Raw genomic sequence first — 19,799 nt, 5'->3', positions numbered from 1 at the left:
AATGCTGTATCAACTATCCTAAAATTGGTTCTTTTCATCCTCCGGCAGATCAGATTCATTAGACTGCTCGGCCTCTCTAGCCTGAATTTCCTCCATCCGGCTCGACACCTTCTGATACAGATAAGAAATTCCAAGCAGCAGTACGCCAAAGCTGAAATAGGCAATGATCTTGCTACCGGATGTAAGCAATCCCACATCATAGAACACCATTTTCCCGGTGGAAAACAACGTCAGTCCCAGACCTAGGCGCCGAATCATTACATATTTTCTGCGGAACCCATAGGCAATGTACAGGATAGCAAGCAGCAGATAGATTAGGCTGAACATCAGCCCTACATCTCCCCATTGGAACTGGACCGTCATGAACACGGTGATGACACCCAGCAGATAGACCCCTGCGATCACCGGATACCATTCAACGCTCTTGAACTGCCCGCGGATTGCCGTGATCAGCAGATCCCTTCCTGCAAAGAACACGCCCACATTAAAGATGATTAATACGAGTAAACCTACGACTTCAGCCGCTGTGTGCTGCTGAACATCCGGCTGAAGTGCCGGCATGGATAACGTTACTGCCAGTGCAATACAACAGCCCACCGCATGCAGGAAGACGATATAACCCTGCACGATCCGATCACGCAAAAGCCTCACTTTACCCAATCCATAGGCCATGGCAATAGTCAGCGCAGCGAACATCAGCCATTTGTAGAACAGGTATAACAGAAATGAGTCATCGACGGCTTTCATATACAATTCATTCGATTCATACAGCACATATAACCACAGATTGGCGAGTGTGACGTACTTGAACGCATTCAAAAAGCCAAGCTCTGTCTGGCTATAATGATATTTCTCCCCGGATAGGGAGCCCTTCCGATCCAAGGCATAATAGAGCGTAATAAGCAGCGCACCAAGCGTGATGCAGGAGTATTTTAACATGAAATAGGATTGCTCCCCCATGATGAACAGCACCAGCACGTCATAGTACACAAAGGTAAACATGCACAGAAGCACGATTCCCCATCCGGCAAGTTCCACCAACTTGAACCGCTTGAGATGTCCGAGCGTAACCAGCAGAACTCCTTCGATCAGCCAGCCCATAGACAGCCACTTCGCACCAAACTGGAACGGTATAATCAGAATGGCAAAGGTCAGGGAAGTCACGTAGAACAATAGAAGGGTCTGCTTTTCCTGAGGCATCCTCTGCTGGATAAAACGGGCGAGCCCGAAATAGACCAGAGCAAAAATCAGAGCAAGCAAGCCCTGTGCGTCATTCCAGCCCGCTGCATCGAACAATACATACAACATCAGACAGCTGATGCTCGTATTCATGGCCAGCAGTGCGAAGTCCAACCAGGTCAACTTCACTCGATGTTTGAAGGGGTACGCCAGGGTGATGCCGAGATATAATGCAAATGTCACAATGGAATACAACATGCCGATCTTCTCACTTGGTGAGAGCCATAACAGGATGAGCATGGACGGTGTGTTGAACAAAAAACTGATATAATGCACAATCGGCCACCGTTTGCCAAATGAAATTAATACAATAATTCCGTTTAAGAGCAACAGATAGATCATGGCAACATACACAGCCGAACCTTGAAGACCGAAATAGGCCATATAGGAGATTAACGGTAGATACCCTCCAACCAAACCAAGTGAGCAGATGGTCCTGGACTGATACCTCAACGATAACAGCACGGATAAGGCCGAAACCAATATCGACAAGGCAAGTCCCGTATATAACCCGATCATATGCAGTAAAAAGTAACTGTAGAAGATCGAGCCAAACAGCACGGAAATCCCGCCTCCCAGCAGCCCCATCGCGAACGTTTGACGTTTGCGCCGGAACAGCCATTCACCCCCGGCAAGCATAAGCGCGCCAAGCAGGAAGAACGCTCCACCTTTCACCTCATCGCTGAACCAAGTCTTGTAGGAGTACTGAAAGGCTGCACCAACGCCGAGAATTATAAGCAGGATGGCGACCTTATTGATCCAGCTTAGGCCAATTTTCATCTCCATCCGGTTCTGGCGAATGCGCCGCTGAATGGTCTCTTCGCTTAAACCTTCCTCCGCCATATGCTCATATCCTTGTTGCAACTGGCCACGTAGCGCCTCTTCTCTCTCCCACAAGGTCTGTCTATGCGCCTCAATTCGTTCCTGCACCTCAGCAGCCAGATAAGCAATTCTCTCCTTCATCTCATTGGCGTCGCCCTGAAGTTCCTCTGAAGCCCTGTTGAATATCGCATTTAAATTCACTTTGGTGCGATGTTCATGCGCTGCGAGCCGATCATTATGTACACTCGTCTTTCCTCGGAAATACGTCTCCATCTTCTCCTGGGATACACGAATGAGATTCAATTTCTCATCCAGCATCTGTTCGGACAGAGCCATGCGAAGACGGGCATTCTCTTCTTCCATTTTGCGTGTGCGTACTTCAAGCTGTTGCAGCTTGAGTTGATGCGCTTCATATTGCGCACGCAGTTGTTCATTCTGCACGATCAGATCATCTGATTGATACTCCTGAAGCAGGGCATTGTACTCCTTTACCAGCTGCTTCTGCTGCTCCTGAACCTGGTGAAGCCGATCCTTGAACTCTTTCATGAGCTTCCTCCGTTGGTTGATGTTGAATTCATTCCCTATATTTTACTATATGTATGCCATAAAATGGGGTTTAAGGAATAGAATCATTTACCGTTCTCTGTGGATTGGAAGTCGTTATGGGATTTATACAAAATGCTTACATAACAAAAAGCCCGGGAAGCATCAGCTCCCAGGACTCTCATTCATTGATATAGTCATTCTGCACACGTATACAACTTCCGGTCATCTTACTGAGCCTCGGATACTTACGCCGGATCTTTCGTATCCGCCGTCTCCGGCTCCATAATTTCGGTGGTATCCGGGTCCAGCCAGTTGGCAAGCAGGGTTCGCACATATTGCAGATCACTCTCTGACAAATCATAGTACCATGTGCCGCTACGCGTTGCGCCCTCACCCTTCAGCATGTAATTGCTGATTGTTGGTGCGTTGTCTTTCATATATAGAGACTCGGCAAATTTCATAATGAAATCCGAGTTCATGTTGGTTGTAAAATTCGATCCAGCGATCTGGATAACGTCCGGGATCTTGGTGAGATTTTTGACCTCAAGCGCACGATTCATGAAGGCACTTAGAAAAAGACGGTGCCGCATCGTCCGATTGAAATCGGAATCTTCCCGGTAACGTACATAGCCCAGCGCTTCCTCTCCGCTGTAGATCGGTTTGTTCGCTTCAACAAACAGCTTCTCATGCGTTTTCAATTTGTTCTCAATATTTTTCTTAATTGGCAATTCAACACCGCCAACCGCATCAACAATATCCTTGAGTCCGTTAAAATTAATTGCGGCATAGAAATCGACTTTGTTTTCCAACAGATGTTCTACGGTATCCATCGCCATCTTGGCTTCACCATGCGCATACGCAGAATTAATCTTCGATTTCACATCCCGGCCGATAATATCGGTATAGGAGTCACGCGGAATCGACAGCAGCAACACTTTATTTTCTTCCGGACGAACGACAGAATAGATGATCGTATCCGAACGACTAGGTTCGTTATCCCGTTGGTCAATCCCTAGCAGCAACAGCGAGAATGGATCGGTATGTTCTACAACGGGTGCATCCTTATCGCCAACCGGCTTGAAGGATTCATCAAGGGCTTCCTTTACAGTACCCGAGGCAAACAGGTTAAATGCCAGCAGGACGAGTTGTTTTTGATAGATAAATCCGACTCCTCCCAGCACAATGAGTGTGCTCAGGATGATAATTAGAGGCTTCTTCCATCTCTTCTTCGGCTTCTTCGGCTTCCGTCGGGTTAAATGTGCAGCATTGTTCTCCATCATATCTCCTTTAATAACGGTCTTAGAATCATTTAACTATATTAATAACACGTTTTCAATAGATTACGTTATAATCTGCTATACAAGAAATGACAGAGAAGGAGCGATGAACGATGGAATATCGACTTTTGGGGAATAGCGGTCTGCGGGTTTCCGCACTTGGACTCGGCACCAATGCCTTTGGTAAACGGGCGGACGAGCCGACTTCTATCCGCATTATTCATGCGGCACTGGATCAGGGAATTAATTTTATCGATACCGCCAACATCTACGCCGGAACAGAATCGGAACGGATTATCGGACAAGCCCTGGCAGGCAGACGGGAAAACGCTGTGCTTGCTACCAAAGCCGGACTTCCCCGGCATGAGGGTCCCAATGGGCGCGGTTCATCCCGCTATCATTTGCAGCAAGAGCTTGAACATAGCCTGCGGCGTCTGCAAACGGACTATGTGGATCTGTATCAGATCCATACCTTTGATCCGCACACACCGCTGGATGAGACGCTGCGCACATTAGACGATATGGTCACTTCCGGCAAAGTCCGCTATATCGGAGCTTCCAACTATGCAGCCTGGGAGCTGATGAAAGCTCTTGGTACCAGCGAGCTGAAAGAATATGTACGTTATATCTCGACCCAAACCAGCTACTCTCTGGCTGATCGCACACCTGAACTTGAACTCGTGCCGATGTGCCTTGATCAAGGTGTCGGCATCATCCCGTATTTCCCGCTGGCTGGTGGCATTCTGACAGGCAAATACAATGGCGAAGCTGGTGTACCTTCCGGTTCCAGAGCGGATACCGATCCGGCCTTCAATCGTTTCCTCCTTGAACACAACATTCAACTGGGTGAGCAGGTCAGTGAAAAGGCATCGGCGTATGGCTGCTCCCCAAGCGTCCTGTCGCTTGCATGGCTGCTGGAACGCCCTGCTGTTTCGACAGTTATCGTTGGGGCAACAAGTACGGAACAGCTGGAGCATAATCTGGCTAGCCTGGACATGAAACTAACCAATGATATGATTGCCGAGCTCGACCAACTTAGCGACTCTTTCCGCCATGGTAAGCCATTTGCGACTTATCGGATTGATTGAAGCAACAGAAATAACCTCCCGGCTAAAAAGTCCGGGAGGTATAACTTCACTACACACTGTAGTCTAATAAAGCATAGAAAAAATCTTTTTATTGAATTAAACATCTGTTTTATATCGAATAAATTCCTGCATGATTTCCATGTATTCGTCCTTACGATCACTTAACACATCAAAGAACACCTTGTCCGCAGTTTCAACTAGATGAATACCTTCAAGGGCCAAGCGGGTTCCTTCCGGCGTTGTTGTAATAATATTCGCACGGGTATCGGTAAGATGACGCTTGCGAGTTATTAGCTCTCTCTTTTCAAGAGCACGGAGCACTTGAGAAGTAACGTTAACATCCACATTGGCAAATTGCGCAAGCTGGACCTGGGTTACTCCCTTACCCTCTGTATCGCGTTCATTGAGCCACACACAAGCATGCAATAATACAAATTGGGGTTGTGTTAATTCCAGAGGTTCGAGCACCCTCCGTATTTCCCTTTGCCACATCGTAGTTACCTGCCATAGCAGATATCCCGGACTTTCCTGAGCATTTTTATACCGTGAGCTTTCCATCTCATATACCTCCATCATTACACCTTGAGCTTCATCTTATCTTATAACGCTTGTCGGAACGCATGCGTTTCAACGTTGTACATTTTCAGGGAAACATTAGCGTGAAGGAATAAATTGCTTGACCCATTGACCAAATCCATGCGGATTACGGCTCTGAATCAGGACTGTCCCTTCACCACGGAATCGGCATACTAATCCTTCTCCACTGGTCACGCTGGATAACCAGCCTTGTGAAGCTTTCTCAATGCGATAATCCATATAATTGGGCCATGCAACCAAGTGGGCATTATCCACGATCACTTCTTCACCCGCAGCCAGATGGATCGCATGGATTGCACCATAGGATGATAGAAACACCGTTCCTCGACCACTGATCTCTATAATAAAGAATCCCTCTCCCGAGAAGAGACCTTTCTTCAGGTTTTGCATTTTGGTATTCACCTGGATGCCTTCCGTTCCGGCCAGGAATCCATCTTTCTGTACGTAGAGCGAATAGGAACCATCCAGTTCAATCGCCTCCACATCCCCCATGCTGGAGGGTGACAACAGAATCTCCGCAGATCCCCCTGCAGCCGTCAATTCCTGAAAAAAGAATTTCTCGCCGCTGATCATTCGTCCGAATCCGGCAAACATGCCGCCTTCAGCAGAGCCCTTCAATTCAACGGTTGGTGTCATGGATACCATGGCCCCACTTTCTGCCTTGAACCGTTCTCCCCGTTGCAACTGCACCTTAAGCATCGCAAATGCACCATCGTATAGAATTTCATAGTTCATGGCTTCATCAGCTCCTTGTTGTCCGTGTTAAAGTCGTTTAACCCATTATCCTCCAAGACTGAGGATTTGTCTCCGTATTCCTTAATAATGTGCTGATCTCCCCAGTTACATAGGGCATTCAGGATCGGTTCCAAACTTCGGCCATATTCACTCAGTTCGTACTCCACCTTGGGAGGTACCTGATTATACACAATGCGGTTCACGATCCCGTCATCTTCAAGCTCCCTTAGCTGCTGGGTTAACATTTTCTGCGTAATTGCGGGCATAATACGCTTGAGATCACTCGTCCGTTTCTTCCCGTGTGTCAGATGGCAGAGAATGACACATTTCCACTTGCCGCCGATGACTTCAAGCGTCGCTTCAACTGAAATATTATATTTCTTTCTGATCATGCTGCATGTCCTCCCTGGGATTGTTATTCATAAAAGCAATGGCTATATAGGCACTAAAAAGTACGTAGGGTACTAAAAAGTACGTACTATTCATTTTATGTCGAATAACTCATAATAGCATTTGCCGGTACGTAAATCTACATTCTGGGGAGTTGAACAAGACATGTTACATGATTCAAAACGCAGTACCTGGGCATTGCTGGCGCTGGCAATCAGTGCGTTTGCCATCGGCACCACTGAATTTATCAGCGTTGGTCTGCTGCCCCTTATTGCAGATGACCTGGGCATTTCCGTAACGACAGCGGGACTGACCGTTACTTTATATGCATTAGGCGTAACCTTCGGGGCACCGATACTGACCTCATTGACGTCAACGGTGTCACGCAAGACGCTGCTGCTTGCCATTATGGTTGTTTTTATCGCTGGTAACACCATGGCGGCGCTCTCAAGTGGAATTACCATGCTGCTCATAGCACGAATCATCTCCGCTCTGGCACACGGCGTATTCATGTCCATTGGTTCTACCATTGCGGCAGACCTGGTTCCTGCAAACCGTCGGGCGAGCGCCATTGCCATCATGTTCTCTGGCCTGACCATTGCGACAGTCACCGGTGTACCCCTGGGTACCCTCATCGGTCAAAACTTGGGCTGGCGCGCAGCTTTCATTCTTATCGTTGTCGTAGGTGTTGTGGCCTTTATCGGCAACATGCTTCTCGTGCCATCCACGTTGCAGCGCGGAACGCGAACTGCATTCCGTGAACAACTGAAGCTGGTCACAGGCGGACGGTTGCTGCTGGCTTTTGCCATTACAGCTGTGGGATATGGGGGAACGTTTGTGGTGTTCACTTACCTGTCCCCACTATTGCACGATATCAGCGGATATTCCGAGAAAACGGTCGCGGGAATTCTGCTGCTGTACGGGATCGCCATTGCTATCGGTAATATTATTGGAGGGAAAGCGGCCAACCGCAATCCGCTCCGAGCACTCTTCTATATGTTTATCATTCAGACCGTCATTCTGGGCATATTGTATTTCACAGTTCCCTTTAAGCTGGCAGCATTACTCACCATACTCGGCATGGGCCTGCTTGCCTTCATGAATGTGCCAGGGCTTCAGATGTACGTCGTGACGCTCGCAGAACGTTATGCTCCACAGGCCAAAGACGTCGCCTCCGCCTTTAACATCGCAGCCTTTAACGCAGGTATCGCAATTGGTGCATATTTAGGCGGTGTAATTACGGACTCCATCGGTCTGATTCATACCACATGGGTTGGTGCAATTATGGTTCTGGCTGCTGTGCTTCTGACTGGCTGGGCAAGAGCGCTGGATCGTAAAGATCCCTACTCTCCATCAGAGACATAAAACAGGTTCAGTCAGAGCATCAGGCTAAACATGGGTCTTTCCAGCATTGAAGCCACAACTCGGAACCGGTTTCGCCTAATATTTCAATCTAGTATAATACGTTAATTCGAATTTAATCTACTATGACTTAATGAAGGATACTAGGATTTATCGTTGTACAACTACCTATTATTTTGATTCATAATATGAGGAGGACTTCACATGACAGCAAAACATTTACAATCTACAGTAGCTTTAAATAACGGCGTTCATATGCCTTGGTTCGGACTTGGCGTATTCAAGGTAGAAGAAGGAGCTGAACTTATCGAGGCCGTTAAACAGGCTATTGCTCACGGGTACCGCAGTATTGATACAGCCGCTATATATGGCAACGAATCCGGAGTAGGCCAAGCGATCGCAGAGGCTTTGAAGGAAAATAATCTGAAACGTGAAGATCTGTTCATTACATCCAAAGTGTGGAACGCAGATCTCGGATATGAAGAAACGCTTGCGGCATATGAGACAACGCTGAACAAACTTGGACTGGAATACCTGGACCTGTATTTGATTCACTGGCCAAAAGCAGGCAAGTACAAAGGGGCATGGAAAGCGATGGAGGAGCTGTACAAAGCAGGCCGCATTAAAGCCATTGGCGTAAGTAACTTCCAGATTCATCACCTTGAAGATCTGATGGAGGATGCCGAAGTGAAACCAGTGATCAATCAGGTGGAGTACCACCCTCGTCTGACTCAGGCCCCGCTTAAAGCATTCTGTGAGAAAAACGGAATTCAATTGGAAGCTTGGTCCCCGCTGATGCAGGGTCAACTTCTGGACAACCCAGTCCTGACCGAGATTGCCACTGCGAAAGGTAAATCGGTAGCACAAATCATCCTCCGCTGGGACTTGCAGAACGGTGTTATCACGATTCCGAAGTCTACCAAGGAGAAACGTATCGTTGAGAACTCTTCCATCTTCGACTTTGAATTGTCCACTGATGAGATGGAACGTATTAGCGCCCTGAACGAAGATGTTCGCGTAGGACCTGACCCGGACAACTTTGATTTCTAATTGAAGTTTTCCACATGATTCAGGGTTGATTTACAGCAAAAATAAGTAGGTAAAACCTCCAACTCTCATTACGTATGAGAATTGGAGGTTTTTTGACGTGGATTCACATCAAAGCCGATATTTCTATAAAGTCTGTTCTAAGCACATGCACTTTCGAATCATGTACTCCACTCCCTTTGCCTTGGATCAGAACAATGACAGCTTCATCTTGCCCATCTGCATCCAAATCAACGACCGATAATTGAGGATAAAAGGAAGGAATTATTACATTGCCCCATTTGAAGGTCTCGTTTCACCATTTATTACGATCTGCTGAATCTTAGCTGCCTCGCCTTCCAAATTCTTAAGGTTAACGTCTGTAGATTATATCCATTATAGCGAATGATGTTAGTTCTCGTATCCCTTACGTTCGATGGGCTTGTAACGATTATCAACAATTATGTTTATGTTAATATAGAGACAGTCGCCTCATTCACTACCTCGGCTGCGAGCGGGTATGCCGCGCCAGGGGCAAGTGGAGCAAACAGGCTGCGCTTCTTATGAACACGATGACGCAGAGGAGGAGAGTTGCAATGTATCGCATATGGATTGTGGAGGACGATCCGAATTTGGCTTCGCTTTTACAGGCTTGTCTGGAAAAGTACAACTTAACAGCGCAGTACGCGCACGATTTTGAAGATATAATGGCGCAGTTCCAACATTATGAGCCCCATCTTGTACTGCTGGATGTCAATCTGCCGAGTTACGACGGGTATTACTGGTGCCGGCAGATCCGCAAAGTGTCCACCTGTCCGATCATCTTCATCAGCGCCCGCTCAGGCGATATGGATCAGGTAATGGCGCTGGAGTACGGAGCCGATGACTATATGACCAAGCCGTTTCACCATGAGTTGGTCATTGCCAAGGTACGCAGCCAGTTGCGGCGGGTGTACGGCGAATATGCAGGGGATGCGCGGGAAAAAATGGTCGAGCGAGGCGGGCTCGCCCTCTATCCGGAGCGGTTGGAGCTGAAGTGGCGGGGCGCGAGTGTCGCATTAGCGCGCAAGGAGGCGGATCTGCTGGACCTGCTGCTTCTGCGCTACCCGCTGGTCGTTACCCGCGAAGCGCTGCTGGATAGGCTGTGGGACGACCAGCAGTTCGTGGACGAGAACACACTGAACGTGAATATCGCGCGTGTCCGCAAGAAACTTCAGGAGATCGCGGTTGCGGGCAGCATCGAGACGGTGCGCGGGTCCGGATACAAGCTAGTGCTGGAAACGGACGAAGAATTGGGTGAACCCAAATGAAGCTGCTGATTCGCGAGCATTGGCCCCTGTTTGTCATGCATCTTGTTCAGCTGACGCTGGTTGTGGCGGTCTACTGGCTTGACGGTTATCGCAACGTGTACACCGCCCTCTATTCGATATTTCTTGGCATGGTTACCTTGCTAGCTTATACCGGGTGGCGCTATATCAGCCATCGCAAGATGTACGTTCGTCTTGCGGAGCCGCTAAACGAGCTGGATAAGTCGGCGGCTGGTTCCGGCAGCAGTGCCCCCTTCGCACAGGCAGTCGACCAACTGCTGCAGGCGCAGTATGCACTGTACATGACTCGTATCACAGAGATGGAGCGGCGACGCCGTGAGCATTCGACATTCATTACCCAATGGGTCCACCAGATGAAAACGCCGCTTTCGGTTATCCACCTGCTAACCGAAAACGAGAGCGACCGGCGGCAGGTCGACATCCGCGACGAAGCAGACCGAATCCAGTGGGGGCTAGAGACAGTGCTGCACGCGACCCGGCTGGAGACGTTTGAGGAGGATTTCCAAGCGGCGCATGTGCCACTTAAGCGTGTTGTGCGAAAAACGGTGAATGAACACAAGCGGCTGTTCATTGTCAATAATCTATACCCTCAAGTTCAAATGGACGACGAACTGACGGTGCCGACCGACGAGAAGTGGATCGGGTTCGTGTTGACCCAATTGCTGTCGAACGCGATCAAATACTCTGCTGGCTGCGGCCGGACCGTCGCCATTCGCGCCTGGCGGCAAGGCGCGAAGACAGTGCTGGAGGTGGCAGACGAAGGCATCGGAATTCCTCTAGCCGACTTAAAGCGGGTGACTCGGCCGTTCTACACTGGTGAGAGCGGTCGCAAGTTCAGGGAGTCGACGGGAATGGGGCTGCATCTGGCGCAAGAAGTTTGCAACCGGCTGGGCCACGAGCTGGAGATCGATTCTACCGTTGACGTTGGCACCCGGGTGCGGGTTTATTTCCTGACTGCGGTCAAGCTTACATCGATGTAAGCTAAATGTAATCTTCGTCGATTGGTTGCTCGGCGAGCCCGCCATATACTTGAGGTGGAGAACAAGAAATCAACAGCTACATGAAGGAGCGAGGATATGGAACTTCTGCGAACAACTCATCTGGGCAAGATTTACAGCGGCCAGGTTGTGCACCGGGCACTCGACGATATATCGTTCAGCGTCGAGAAGGGCGAGTTTGTCGGCATTATGGGGCCATCGGGCAGCGGCAAGACGACGCTACTACAGTTGATCGCGACGATCGACAATCCGACTTCCGGTGAAGTGCTCATCGACGGCCAGGACCCACACCAATTGGGCCACAACGCGCTCGCCCGGTTCCGCCGACAACAGCTTGGATTTATTTTTCAAGACTACAATCTGCTTAACACTCTGACAATTTTAGAAAATATCGTGCTGCCGCTGACGCTGGAAGGTGAGAAGGTGCGCACGATGGAAGAGAAGGCTCATAGAATAGCTGACAGGCTTGGGATCGCCTCCATTCTGGACAAGTGGCCCTATGAAGTATCCGGTGGACAGGCGCAGAGGACGGCCATCGCCCGGGCGATCATTCACGAGCCGAAGCTGCTGCTGGCTGATGAACCGACAGGTAACCTCGACTCCAAATCATCTCGGGACGTTATGGAGACGCTGACGGCGATCAACCGGGCGGACGGGGCGACGATGCTGCTTGTCACGCATGACGCGCTGGCAGCCAGCTACTGTCACCGTGTGCTGTTCATCAAGGACGGTGAACTGTACAACGAGATTCACCGCGGGGACAGCCAGCAGGCGTTCTTCCAAAAAATCATCGATGTGCTGTCACTGCTTGGAGGGAATGCGCATGACCTTTCAACAATTCGCGTTTAATAACGTCATGCGCAACAAACGCCTTTACATAGCGTATTTTCTCAGCAGCGCATTTGCGGTGATGGTATTTTTCGTCTTTGGCGTTTTCGCCTTTCATCCGGGGCTGGCAACGAGAGAAATCGGCAGTCCGGTAACGATCGGATTACTTGTGGCGCAGATGCTCATCTACCTATTCTCATTCTTCTTTGTCCTTTATTCGATGAGCGCTTTTATCAAGTCGCGCAGCCGGGAGTTCGGATTGCTGGTCATGTTCGGCATCACCAATATGCAGCTCCGGCGGCTCGTATTTATCGAAAATATTGTGATTGGCTTCGGCGCCACGCTGACTGGCGTCGCGTCCGGGCTGGTGCTATCCAAGATATTGTTGCTTGCGGCGGAGTCGCTGATTGGGATGGAGGAAGAACTCCCCTTCTACATGCCGTACCGAGCGCTTGGTCTGACCTTTGCCGCGTTCATGCTGCTTTTTCTAGGCATCTCGCTGTTCACGGTGCTGTTCTTTCGCGGCAACAAGCTGATCGACCTGCTCAAAGGATCCACCAAGCCCCGGCCTGAGCCCCGCGCTTCGATCTGGCTGTCACTCGCGTCGCTCGCACTGATCGGTTGTGGATATGGTGTGTCACTGGTCGTCGAAGGCTTGATGGTCGTGTATGCATTGCTGCCAGTGACAGCGGCGGTCGTCGTCGGGACGTACTTTTTGTTCACTCAATTAAGCGTATATACGATCCGCGGCTTGAAGCACAACCGGAGGCTATTCTGGCGAAGAACGAACTTGTTGTTTTTCAACGATCTTGCTTATCGGATGAAGGACAATGCTCGCACTTTTTTCCTTGTGACGATCCTGTCGACTGTCGCTTTCTCAGCAATCGGTGCCCTAGTCGGGTTCAAAACGATCCTTACTGAGTCGATTGAAAAACCGTTCGCCTTTGAATATATCTCGTATGCGGGGAACTCTCCGGAACAGGCCGCCTCGGCGGTGGATGTGATCGAACATAAACTTTTCGAGGAGGGAATTCCCTTCAAGAAGCTGCAGGCCGAGCTGCGCTCTTACAAACGAGCCGAGAGCAACGAAACGGTAATGATCGTCAGCGAGACAATGTACAACACATTTGCCGTTGTCGCCGGGGATCAGAAGTTGAAACTAGGGGCGAACGAAGCGGCTATCGTCCAGTACAACTCAATAGACGGAAGAGGCGAATCCTTCGACGAGCAGGAGCTGGCAGTGGAAGGCGGCGGGAAACCACTGTTGATCACACAGAGCGCCTCCTTCTTAATGTCGGAGTACATGTCGAAGTACAACAAGTACTATGTCTTGAATGATGACCGCTACGAGCAGCTGCCGGAGCCGCAATCGTCCGAGGGCTACTATGTGTTCGCGGTCAGTGACTGGGAGGCGACAGAAGCAGTCGGCCAGCAGCTGGACGGTGAGATTGGCCATTCCAAGAATGGTAGCTTCTTCTCACTGGCGTTCCACATCAAGCAGTTGCTTCAGAGCTATAGCGCAGTGATGTTCGTTGGGTTTTTCATTGGCGTGGTGTTCTTTGTGGCGTCCGGCAGCTTCCTCTATTTCCGACTGTACACGGATCTGGATGATGACAAGGCGAAGTACGCTTCAATCATGAAGCTCGGGCTGACCAGCCGTGAGCTGTCGAAGATCGTCACTCGCCAGATGGCTATTCTGTTCTTCCTGCCGATTGCCATCGCGCTCATTCACGGTGCAGTGGCACTGACGGCACTGCAGGGCATGTTCAATTTTTCGCTCATCAAAGAGTCGATAATCGTGTTGAGTGCATTCGCGATCATTCAAATCGTGTACTTCCTGGTTATCCGCAGCGGCTATTTGCGGCAACTTCGGTCCGGTGGAACCGGATAATCTCGTATTAAAGAACGGTTACAAGTGGACGATTTGTACGACCTGTTCGTGCAAAGAGACAGAAGAGTATAGCAAACTGCTGATAGAGGACGTCCTGTAAACGTATTATCGTAATGCTAATGTTTCTGTTTTTCGGGATTGCGTCATGAGGCGTCATCTAACAGCCATGAATCAGCATTACGTTGGGTGAAGTTAGCTGCTTCTATTGTCGGCCCCGACGATGTTTATTACAAACATGTGCAAAAAACTAACTGCGTGCAAACCATTATTTTTACAGTTGTGATCAAGATGGGAATATAGCATTGGCAAACTATGACTATAAAGCGATTTTTCCATGGTCAGTCGTGCATTTGATTGCGGAGTTCCTGCAATCCCTTCGTTCTATTCCTATGTGTCGCTTTATGCTGCTGCCGTTAGGACTAGTGGCAACAATAGCCTACTTCGAAAAAAATGGATAATCACTGAGGTAGGCTGGTTGGAGTTCTCCATTGTAAGTTGGAAATTCAGGTGGAGGTGGGATTTTGTTTCAATGGGATATTGATATGTTTCGGACGATTAACGATCTGGGCAAACAGTTTACTTTTCTGAATCCCGCTGCTGTCTTTGTGGCGGAATATATGCTGTATGTACTAGCGTTAGCAATGCTTGTTTATTGGTTCACCCGCAGCAGCCGGAATCGGATGATGGTTATCCAGGCAGGGCTTGCTTTTGTTCTGGCAGAGATCATCGGTAAATTGGCAGGCAAGTTTTATGAACATTATCAGCCGTTCGCGGTATTGCCACATGTCAACAAACTCCTAAACCATGATATAGATAATTCTTTTCCAAGCGATCATACGATTTTGTTTTTTTCCATCTCTGTCTCCTTCTGGCTTGTCCGGAGAAAGGGTGGGTGGCTCTGGCTGGCGCTTGCTTGCTGTGGTGCTGTCTCCCGCGTTTGGGTTGGAGTTCATTATCCAATAGATATCGCAGTGGGAGCGTTGATTGGCATCATTTCAGCTTTATTCATCTATTGGTTGGCACCAAAGCTCGGGATTATCAGGCGGTTTCTGGCTTTATATGAAAAAGTGGAACAGCGCGTATTACCTGTCCAACGTAAGTCTGGTAGTATGTAAATTCCCGCCAGTACCAGGTTTGTTACGATATGTCGAAACAATTGCTATGTATCTGGTCTTAAACAAAAATGCGCAAAATGTACACTGTGTAATTAAATCCAGTAAACTCACCGATTTCCGTACACTAAGGAGCGCAGCACAAAGTCAATTATGTTGTATTTCTTCTTGTTATTCAGGCCGAACCAACTAAGGAGAAATAAGCAGATATTATCTTTAGTGGTCTGGGACGGGTACGAGAGCACAATAAAAAGCAGTAGCAGGTCTAGAACTTCTTGGTTCCTAGAACGGCTACTGCTTTTTTAACGAGTCTGTAATAAGTGGATTTATGATTTTGATCCCTATATTTTGCCGAATGATTGTTCCTTTCAGCGTAGAGTACAAAAAAAAGCCTAGTCATGTTGGCTATCATAGCCACAAGGCTTCAAGTCATCCTACAGCCCTTAAGCTCCGAATGATATTTATTCTGCCCCTCTCTCCTTAACGAAGAACCATAATCCAATTGCAAAGAAAAATATAATATAGATGATGTCTATCATTAACGATATAGGTAAGCCAACTAATTCTGATCTATGTTGTGATGTGCTCCAGTAGACACTTAAATCATCGTGATGAATGAATAGAATGTGCGTCCATGATATGGATAAGAGGCTATTTCCAAATATTAACTGAAAAAAGTATAACACTAAGCTTCCGCCTACCCCGAAAGCAGCTGATCTCGTCCATACGCCTATAAAAGATGCTAAGCTTGCATATAGGCAGCATTGCAATACGAGAGCTCCGATAGTGTATATAACAACTGTCATGTCCCCCCATTGAATGTTTTGTGGAACTGCCAAGAGATTCAATACCAAAGAAATCAAGAATATACTAAAAACACCCGAACTGATGAGCAAGATCATCGCAACAATTTTGGCAAAATACAACCGTATGCGCGAAGAAGTATGCAGAAATAGCTGTTTCAGAGTACCATAAAGATACTCATCCGTCCAAATAAGAGGGGACATAACTATCGCCCAAGGTAAAATAACAAGCATTCCCGATAAACTAAGCAAAGAACCTACCATTTGAGCCACTGTAACATCAGCCTCAAGACCACTGATGTACGACGAAGACAACAGTAACGTCATCACAATAAAACCAAGGTGTGAAAAAATAAAGACTTTTTTATTCACTATCTTCAAACATTCATTCCATATCAACTTAACTCACCCCCACCTTGCACAGTTGTCCATTCTAAAAACTTATCCTCTAAACTGGTATGTGCCGGAAACACCCGATGAACGTTCACATCAGCATCACATAATGTTCGGATGAGCTTTGGAACTTGACCTTCATCAATAGCTATTGTAATAGAATATAGACCATTGGATAATTTATCCATATGCTTATATTCCAATGTATTTTTTTCATGCCTATATAAGTTGGCCATAACTTCTCTTGATCGCTCAATGTTATCAATATGAAGAGTAATACAGAAGGTGTCATCATTAATACCATTACCAATTTGCTGTTCTGTCACTAAACGACCATGCTGTATAATGATCACTCTGCGCGCCATCTGCTCGATCTCTGATAGTTGATGGCTGGAGATTACAATTGCTACGCCCAAGTCGGCAGCAATTCGATTTAAGTAGTTTCGTGTTTCCCGCACACCAGCAGGATCGAGTGCGTTCATTGGCTCATCCAAAACTAGCAACTTTGGTTTACGGAGTAGTGCTTGTGCTATACCGAGTCTTTGCTTCATTCCCATGGAGTACGTGCCTACTCGCTGCTTAAGCGCATATTCTATCCCGACTAGGCCAGCCACCTCTAACAGCCAATCTTTACTTGCATTTCTGTGCAACCGCTGATATTGGCGTAGATTTTCATATCCGCTTAAATATGGATAGAATGCAGGGGCTTCAATCACTGCTCCGACATTAGGGAGGGCTTTAGAGAAATTAGTCTTAATACTATAACCTGCAATATGAACGTCCCCGGCACTTACTTTGCTTAGACCAACCATCATCTTCATCGTGGTTGTCTTGCCCGCTCCATTGGCACCAAGTAGTCCGATAATCTCCCCTGCTGCCACATCAAACGATATGTCTTGCACAATCAACTTGCCCTTAATTTCTTTCGTTAGGTGCTTTACCGATAATATGGTTTTCAAATGTCTCCCTCCTCAATGTATCTGTGCAGCCTAATTTTGTTTAATTCAACAAGAACATCCTGTATATTACAGATTGCAATATCCGTTACAGCATCTTTTCTAAAAAAATAAAAGAGCCCATGGTCTAATCCGTGTAGAATAAAGTCACAAACAACTACATTCACACAGGAGAATAAGTCCATGAGATCCTCAAATCTACTTGATTGAAAAGCCGTCATATAAAAACCAGTTATGAACTCATTTCTTTATAATAATATTGATAATAGTCTGAAGTATGTAACAACTGATTGTGATTTCCTACATCACAAACCCTTCCATTCTCCAAGACAATAATCATGTCACTGTTCATAACCGTCGATAACCGATGGGCAATCACAATTCGTGTGCATTTAATACTTGATAAATATGCATCTACTCGAGCCTCAGTTATATGATCCAATGCGCTCGTTGCTTCATCTAATACAAGTACAGATGGGTTATTTAAAATTGCTTTGGCTAAAGCAATTCTTTGTCTTTGTCCTCCTGAAATATTTCTACCCATTTCAGCTAGAACGGTCTGATATTGCATAGGCATCGACATTATTTCATCGTGGATATTTGCTGCTTTTGCTGCCCGAACTACCTCATCCATAGTTACACCATCCTGATGCATGGCAATATTATCAAACACACTACGATTGAATAATGATATATCCTGCGGCACTATACCCATCTGTTTACGTACGTATTGCATGTCCAAATCCGATGTTCCATAACCATCATAGTATACCTCACCGGATAACGGGGCAAATAACCCAATGATCAAATGAGCTAAAGTTGATTTTCCAGAGCCGGATTGTCCAATAATGGCTATCTTCTGTCCTAATTTGATGTGTAATGAAATGTCATTTATAACGATCGGACTATACTTTGAATAGGAATAACTAACATGTGATAGTCTGATGTCACCTAGTACTTTTAATTGCAGTTTACCTTCATTCTGCTCAGGTGGAGCTTCCAACACGTCATGAATTCGTTTCAAAATAGTAGTCGTAAGAATATATGAATTTATCGTATTCATGAGGCTTGATGATGTAGTAAAAAGAAGAGTCGCAATCGCTTGAAATGAGACTACCATACCAACAGTCATAGAACTGTATTCCCCTGTAATTAACATAACGCCGATACTTAGCACAATGAGTGGTGACATAAATTGCAATCCATTGCTAGTTGTTGTAATGTAGCTATTCAAATTTTCCTTACGGCGGTATACTTGCAATAAATGTTTGAATTTATTAAGCCATTGGGAATATACTTGTTGTTCTGTCCCCGATATTTTCACACCCATAATACCGTACAGCATCTCTGTCTGCACTGCTTGTACTTCTGTCGTAGCCACCACTTGTTGCTGATTAATCTCGGCTACGTATTGTTTAGTGAAAATTACTAACAAAATATTTATGCTCACAAGCAAAAATACAATCATCGCAAGCAATGGAGATATGAACAACATATAACCAGACAATACAAATAACATGAAGCTATCCAATATACCTGTAATCAGAGCGCCTGACAGCTGATTTCGAATTGTGACCAAACTATTCATTCGAAAAAGCATGTCCCCATAAGAACGCAGTAAGAAGAACGGAAAAGGTAACTTCAATAAATGTGAAAAAAAGCGTGTCTGCATCTCATAGTCCAAAGCATTGTGTAATCGAACCAAAACACGACTGCGCACGAATGTAATTATCATGTAAGCAAGTAGAAAACCGACTACAGATATAAAAATCGTTATAGATAAACTGGAGTTTTTAGGGATCATAACTTCATCAATAACATGCTTCATGAATAACGGCATACCTATAACTATGAATTGCAAAGCTAGTGTAATAAGAAAAACATATACAAACAGATTTTTATGTGCTTTTACATGGACTAAAACATCTAACCAAATATTTGGGCTTTTCTCAATGTCGATTCGTTCGGTTAATCCCACTGTCATTAAAAATCCAGAAAATTGCTCGCTGAAATTCTTTAATGACAGCTTAATTCTCCCAAAACGCGGGTCAACAATACGAGCATAATTGTTATCTATCTTTTCCAGAACTACAAAATGCCCTTGATTCCAATGTAGAATTGCTGGTAAAGAAACTTGCTTTAAATGAAATTGATCCATATGTTCAATGCGATAAGCTTTAACATCAAAGCCTATGCTCACAGCAATTTTCTTTAGTTGCAACAACGTTGTACCATCCCGTCCAACGTCTGCCCGTTCACGTAGTCGAGATAATGAAACTTCCTTTTTATGGTATGCGGATATCATTGCAAGGCAACAAAGTCCACACTCTGACTGATGCATCTGCTCGACATAGGGTACACGCCGACGAGCCATTACACTCTCTCCCTTCGGACTTGATTTAAGATCG

Annotated in this window: 16 protein-coding genes; 8 read left to right on the top strand and 8 right to left on the bottom strand. The window is 46.7% G+C overall.

Going from position 1 to position 19,799, the window contains the following annotated elements:
• Positions 1 to 18 precede the first annotated feature (18 nt).
• Positions 19 to 2,607 carry a DUF2339 domain-containing protein gene (locus tag BMY78_RS20215; protein WP_090903059.1) on the bottom strand — a complete coding sequence of 863 codons (2,589 nt, stop codon included), beginning with the start codon at positions 2,605 to 2,607 and terminating at the stop codon, positions 19 to 21.
• 245 nt (positions 2,608 to 2,852) lie between these two features.
• On the bottom strand, positions 2,853 to 3,887 hold the full coding sequence (locus tag BMY78_RS20210; RefSeq protein ID WP_306459231.1) for an LCP family protein: 1,035 nt from the start codon (positions 3,885 to 3,887) through the stop codon (positions 2,853 to 2,855).
• A 110-nt stretch (positions 3,888 to 3,997) separates the two neighbouring features.
• Here BMY78_RS20210 and BMY78_RS20205 point away from each other — a divergent pair, with 110 nt between their 5' ends.
• Positions 3,998 to 4,972 (top strand): aldo/keto reductase, encoded by a 975-nt coding sequence (locus tag BMY78_RS20205; RefSeq protein WP_090903055.1) that lies wholly within the window; start codon positions 3,998 to 4,000, stop codon positions 4,970 to 4,972.
• A 96-nt stretch (positions 4,973 to 5,068) separates the two neighbouring features.
• Here BMY78_RS20205 and BMY78_RS20200 read toward each other — a convergent pair whose 3' ends face one another.
• The 3 genes from BMY78_RS20200 to BMY78_RS20190 form a co-directional block, all read right to left on the bottom strand.
• On the bottom strand, positions 5,069 to 5,530 hold the full coding sequence (locus tag BMY78_RS20200; RefSeq protein WP_177185818.1) for a MarR family winged helix-turn-helix transcriptional regulator: 462 nt from the start codon (positions 5,528 to 5,530) through the stop codon (positions 5,069 to 5,071).
• 96 nt (positions 5,531 to 5,626) lie between these two features.
• Positions 5,627 to 6,304: a TIGR00266 family protein gene (locus BMY78_RS20195; RefSeq protein ID WP_090903051.1), complete on the bottom strand. Its 678-nt coding sequence runs from the start codon at positions 6,302 to 6,304 to the stop codon at positions 5,627 to 5,629.
• Positions 6,301 to 6,696 carry a winged helix-turn-helix transcriptional regulator gene (locus tag BMY78_RS20190; RefSeq protein ID WP_024629739.1) on the bottom strand — a complete coding sequence of 132 codons (396 nt, stop codon included), beginning with the start codon at positions 6,694 to 6,696 and terminating at the stop codon, positions 6,301 to 6,303. The genes BMY78_RS20195 and BMY78_RS20190 overlap by 4 nt, the downstream gene beginning before the upstream one ends.
• Positions 6,697 to 6,859: 163 nt before the next feature.
• Here BMY78_RS20190 and BMY78_RS20185 point away from each other — a divergent pair, with 163 nt between their 5' ends.
• From BMY78_RS20185 to BMY78_RS20155, 7 genes are all read left to right on the top strand, one after another.
• The gene (locus BMY78_RS20185) at positions 6,860 to 8,059 is read left to right on the top strand and encodes an MFS transporter (RefSeq protein ID WP_090903049.1); all 1,200 of its coding nucleotides are present in this window, start codon (positions 6,860 to 6,862) and stop codon (positions 8,057 to 8,059) included.
• Positions 8,060 to 8,260: 201 nt separating this feature from the next.
• The gene (locus BMY78_RS20180; protein WP_090903047.1) at positions 8,261 to 9,106 is read left to right on the top strand and encodes an aldo/keto reductase; all 846 of its coding nucleotides are present in this window, start codon (positions 8,261 to 8,263) and stop codon (positions 9,104 to 9,106) included.
• 572 nt (positions 9,107 to 9,678) lie between these two features.
• A complete protein-coding gene (locus BMY78_RS20175) occupies positions 9,679 to 10,392 on the top strand; it encodes a response regulator transcription factor (protein ID WP_090903045.1) in 714 nt (237 codons plus the stop codon).
• Positions 10,389 to 11,390 carry a sensor histidine kinase gene (locus BMY78_RS20170; RefSeq protein WP_090903041.1) on the top strand — a complete coding sequence of 334 codons (1,002 nt, stop codon included), beginning with the start codon at positions 10,389 to 10,391 and terminating at the stop codon, positions 11,388 to 11,390. Before BMY78_RS20175 ends, BMY78_RS20170 begins: the two co-directional genes overlap by 4 nt.
• Positions 11,391 to 11,486: 96 nt before the next feature.
• The gene (locus tag BMY78_RS20165; protein ID WP_090903039.1) at positions 11,487 to 12,257 is read left to right on the top strand and encodes an ABC transporter ATP-binding protein; all 771 of its coding nucleotides are present in this window, start codon (positions 11,487 to 11,489) and stop codon (positions 12,255 to 12,257) included.
• Positions 12,232 to 14,127: an FtsX-like permease family protein gene (locus BMY78_RS20160; RefSeq protein ID WP_090903037.1), complete on the top strand. Its 1,896-nt coding sequence runs from the start codon at positions 12,232 to 12,234 to the stop codon at positions 14,125 to 14,127. Before BMY78_RS20165 ends, BMY78_RS20160 begins: the two co-directional genes overlap by 26 nt.
• Before the next feature lie 542 nt (positions 14,128 to 14,669).
• Positions 14,670 to 15,242, top strand: coding sequence for an undecaprenyl-diphosphatase (locus tag BMY78_RS20155; RefSeq protein WP_371129182.1), 573 nt, complete (start codon positions 14,670 to 14,672; stop codon positions 15,240 to 15,242).
• Between the two features lie 458 nt (positions 15,243 to 15,700).
• Here the strand turns inward: BMY78_RS20155 and BMY78_RS20150 are convergent, their stop codons facing one another.
• The 3 genes from BMY78_RS20150 to BMY78_RS20135 form a co-directional block, all read right to left on the bottom strand.
• Entirely contained in the window at positions 15,701 to 16,441 is a 741-nt protein-coding gene (locus tag BMY78_RS20150; protein WP_090903033.1) for an ABC transporter permease, read from the bottom strand.
• A complete protein-coding gene (locus tag BMY78_RS20145) occupies positions 16,438 to 17,394 on the bottom strand; it encodes an ABC transporter ATP-binding protein (RefSeq protein WP_090903031.1) in 957 nt (318 codons plus the stop codon). Before BMY78_RS20145 ends, BMY78_RS20150 begins: the two co-directional genes overlap by 4 nt.
• A gap of 229 nt (positions 17,395 to 17,623) precedes the next feature.
• The gene (locus BMY78_RS20135; RefSeq protein WP_090903026.1) at positions 17,624 to 19,765 is read right to left on the bottom strand and encodes a peptidase domain-containing ABC transporter; all 2,142 of its coding nucleotides are present in this window, start codon (positions 19,763 to 19,765) and stop codon (positions 17,624 to 17,626) included.
• Positions 19,766 to 19,799: the final 34 nt, after the last annotated feature.

Source organism: Paenibacillus sp. OK076 (assembly GCF_900110055.1).
Taxonomy (GTDB): domain Bacteria; phylum Bacillota; class Bacilli; order Paenibacillales; family Paenibacillaceae; genus Paenibacillus.
This window is presented reverse-complemented; position numbering and strand designations above follow the sequence as displayed.

Excerpts from the sequence above, each read along its gene's own strand:
- BMY78_RS20195 (WP_090903051.1), bottom strand. The coding sequence starts at position 6,304 with ATGAACTATGAAATTCTATACGATGGTGCATTTGCGATGCTTAAGGTG.
- BMY78_RS20175 (WP_090903045.1), top strand. The coding sequence starts at position 9,679 with ATGTATCGCATATGGATTGTGGAGGACGATCCGAATTTGGCTTCGCTT.
- BMY78_RS20200 (WP_177185818.1), bottom strand. The coding sequence starts at position 5,530 with ATGGAAAGCTCACGGTATAAAAATGCTCAGGAAAGTCCGGGATATCTG.
- BMY78_RS20180 (WP_090903047.1), top strand. The coding sequence starts at position 8,261 with ATGACAGCAAAACATTTACAATCTACAGTAGCTTTAAATAACGGCGTT.
- BMY78_RS20160 (WP_090903037.1), top strand. The coding sequence starts at position 12,232 with ATGACCTTTCAACAATTCGCGTTTAATAACGTCATGCGCAACAAACGC.
- BMY78_RS20185 (WP_090903049.1), top strand. The coding sequence starts at position 6,860 with ATGTTACATGATTCAAAACGCAGTACCTGGGCATTGCTGGCGCTGGCA.
- BMY78_RS20215 (WP_090903059.1), bottom strand. The coding sequence starts at position 2,607 with ATGAAAGAGTTCAAGGATCGGCTTCACCAGGTTCAGGAGCAGCAGAAG.
- BMY78_RS20205 (WP_090903055.1), top strand. The coding sequence starts at position 3,998 with ATGGAATATCGACTTTTGGGGAATAGCGGTCTGCGGGTTTCCGCACTT.
- BMY78_RS20165 (WP_090903039.1), top strand. The coding sequence starts at position 11,487 with ATGGAACTTCTGCGAACAACTCATCTGGGCAAGATTTACAGCGGCCAG.
- BMY78_RS20190 (WP_024629739.1), bottom strand. The coding sequence starts at position 6,696 with ATGATCAGAAAGAAATATAATATTTCAGTTGAAGCGACGCTTGAAGTC.
- BMY78_RS20210 (WP_306459231.1), bottom strand. The coding sequence starts at position 3,887 with ATGATGGAGAACAATGCTGCACATTTAACCCGACGGAAGCCGAAGAAG.
- BMY78_RS20135 (WP_090903026.1), bottom strand. The coding sequence starts at position 19,765 with ATGGCTCGTCGGCGTGTACCCTATGTCGAGCAGATGCATCAGTCAGAG.
- BMY78_RS20170 (WP_090903041.1), top strand. The coding sequence starts at position 10,389 with ATGAAGCTGCTGATTCGCGAGCATTGGCCCCTGTTTGTCATGCATCTT.
- BMY78_RS20155 (WP_371129182.1), top strand. The coding sequence starts at position 14,670 with ATGTTTCGGACGATTAACGATCTGGGCAAACAGTTTACTTTTCTGAAT.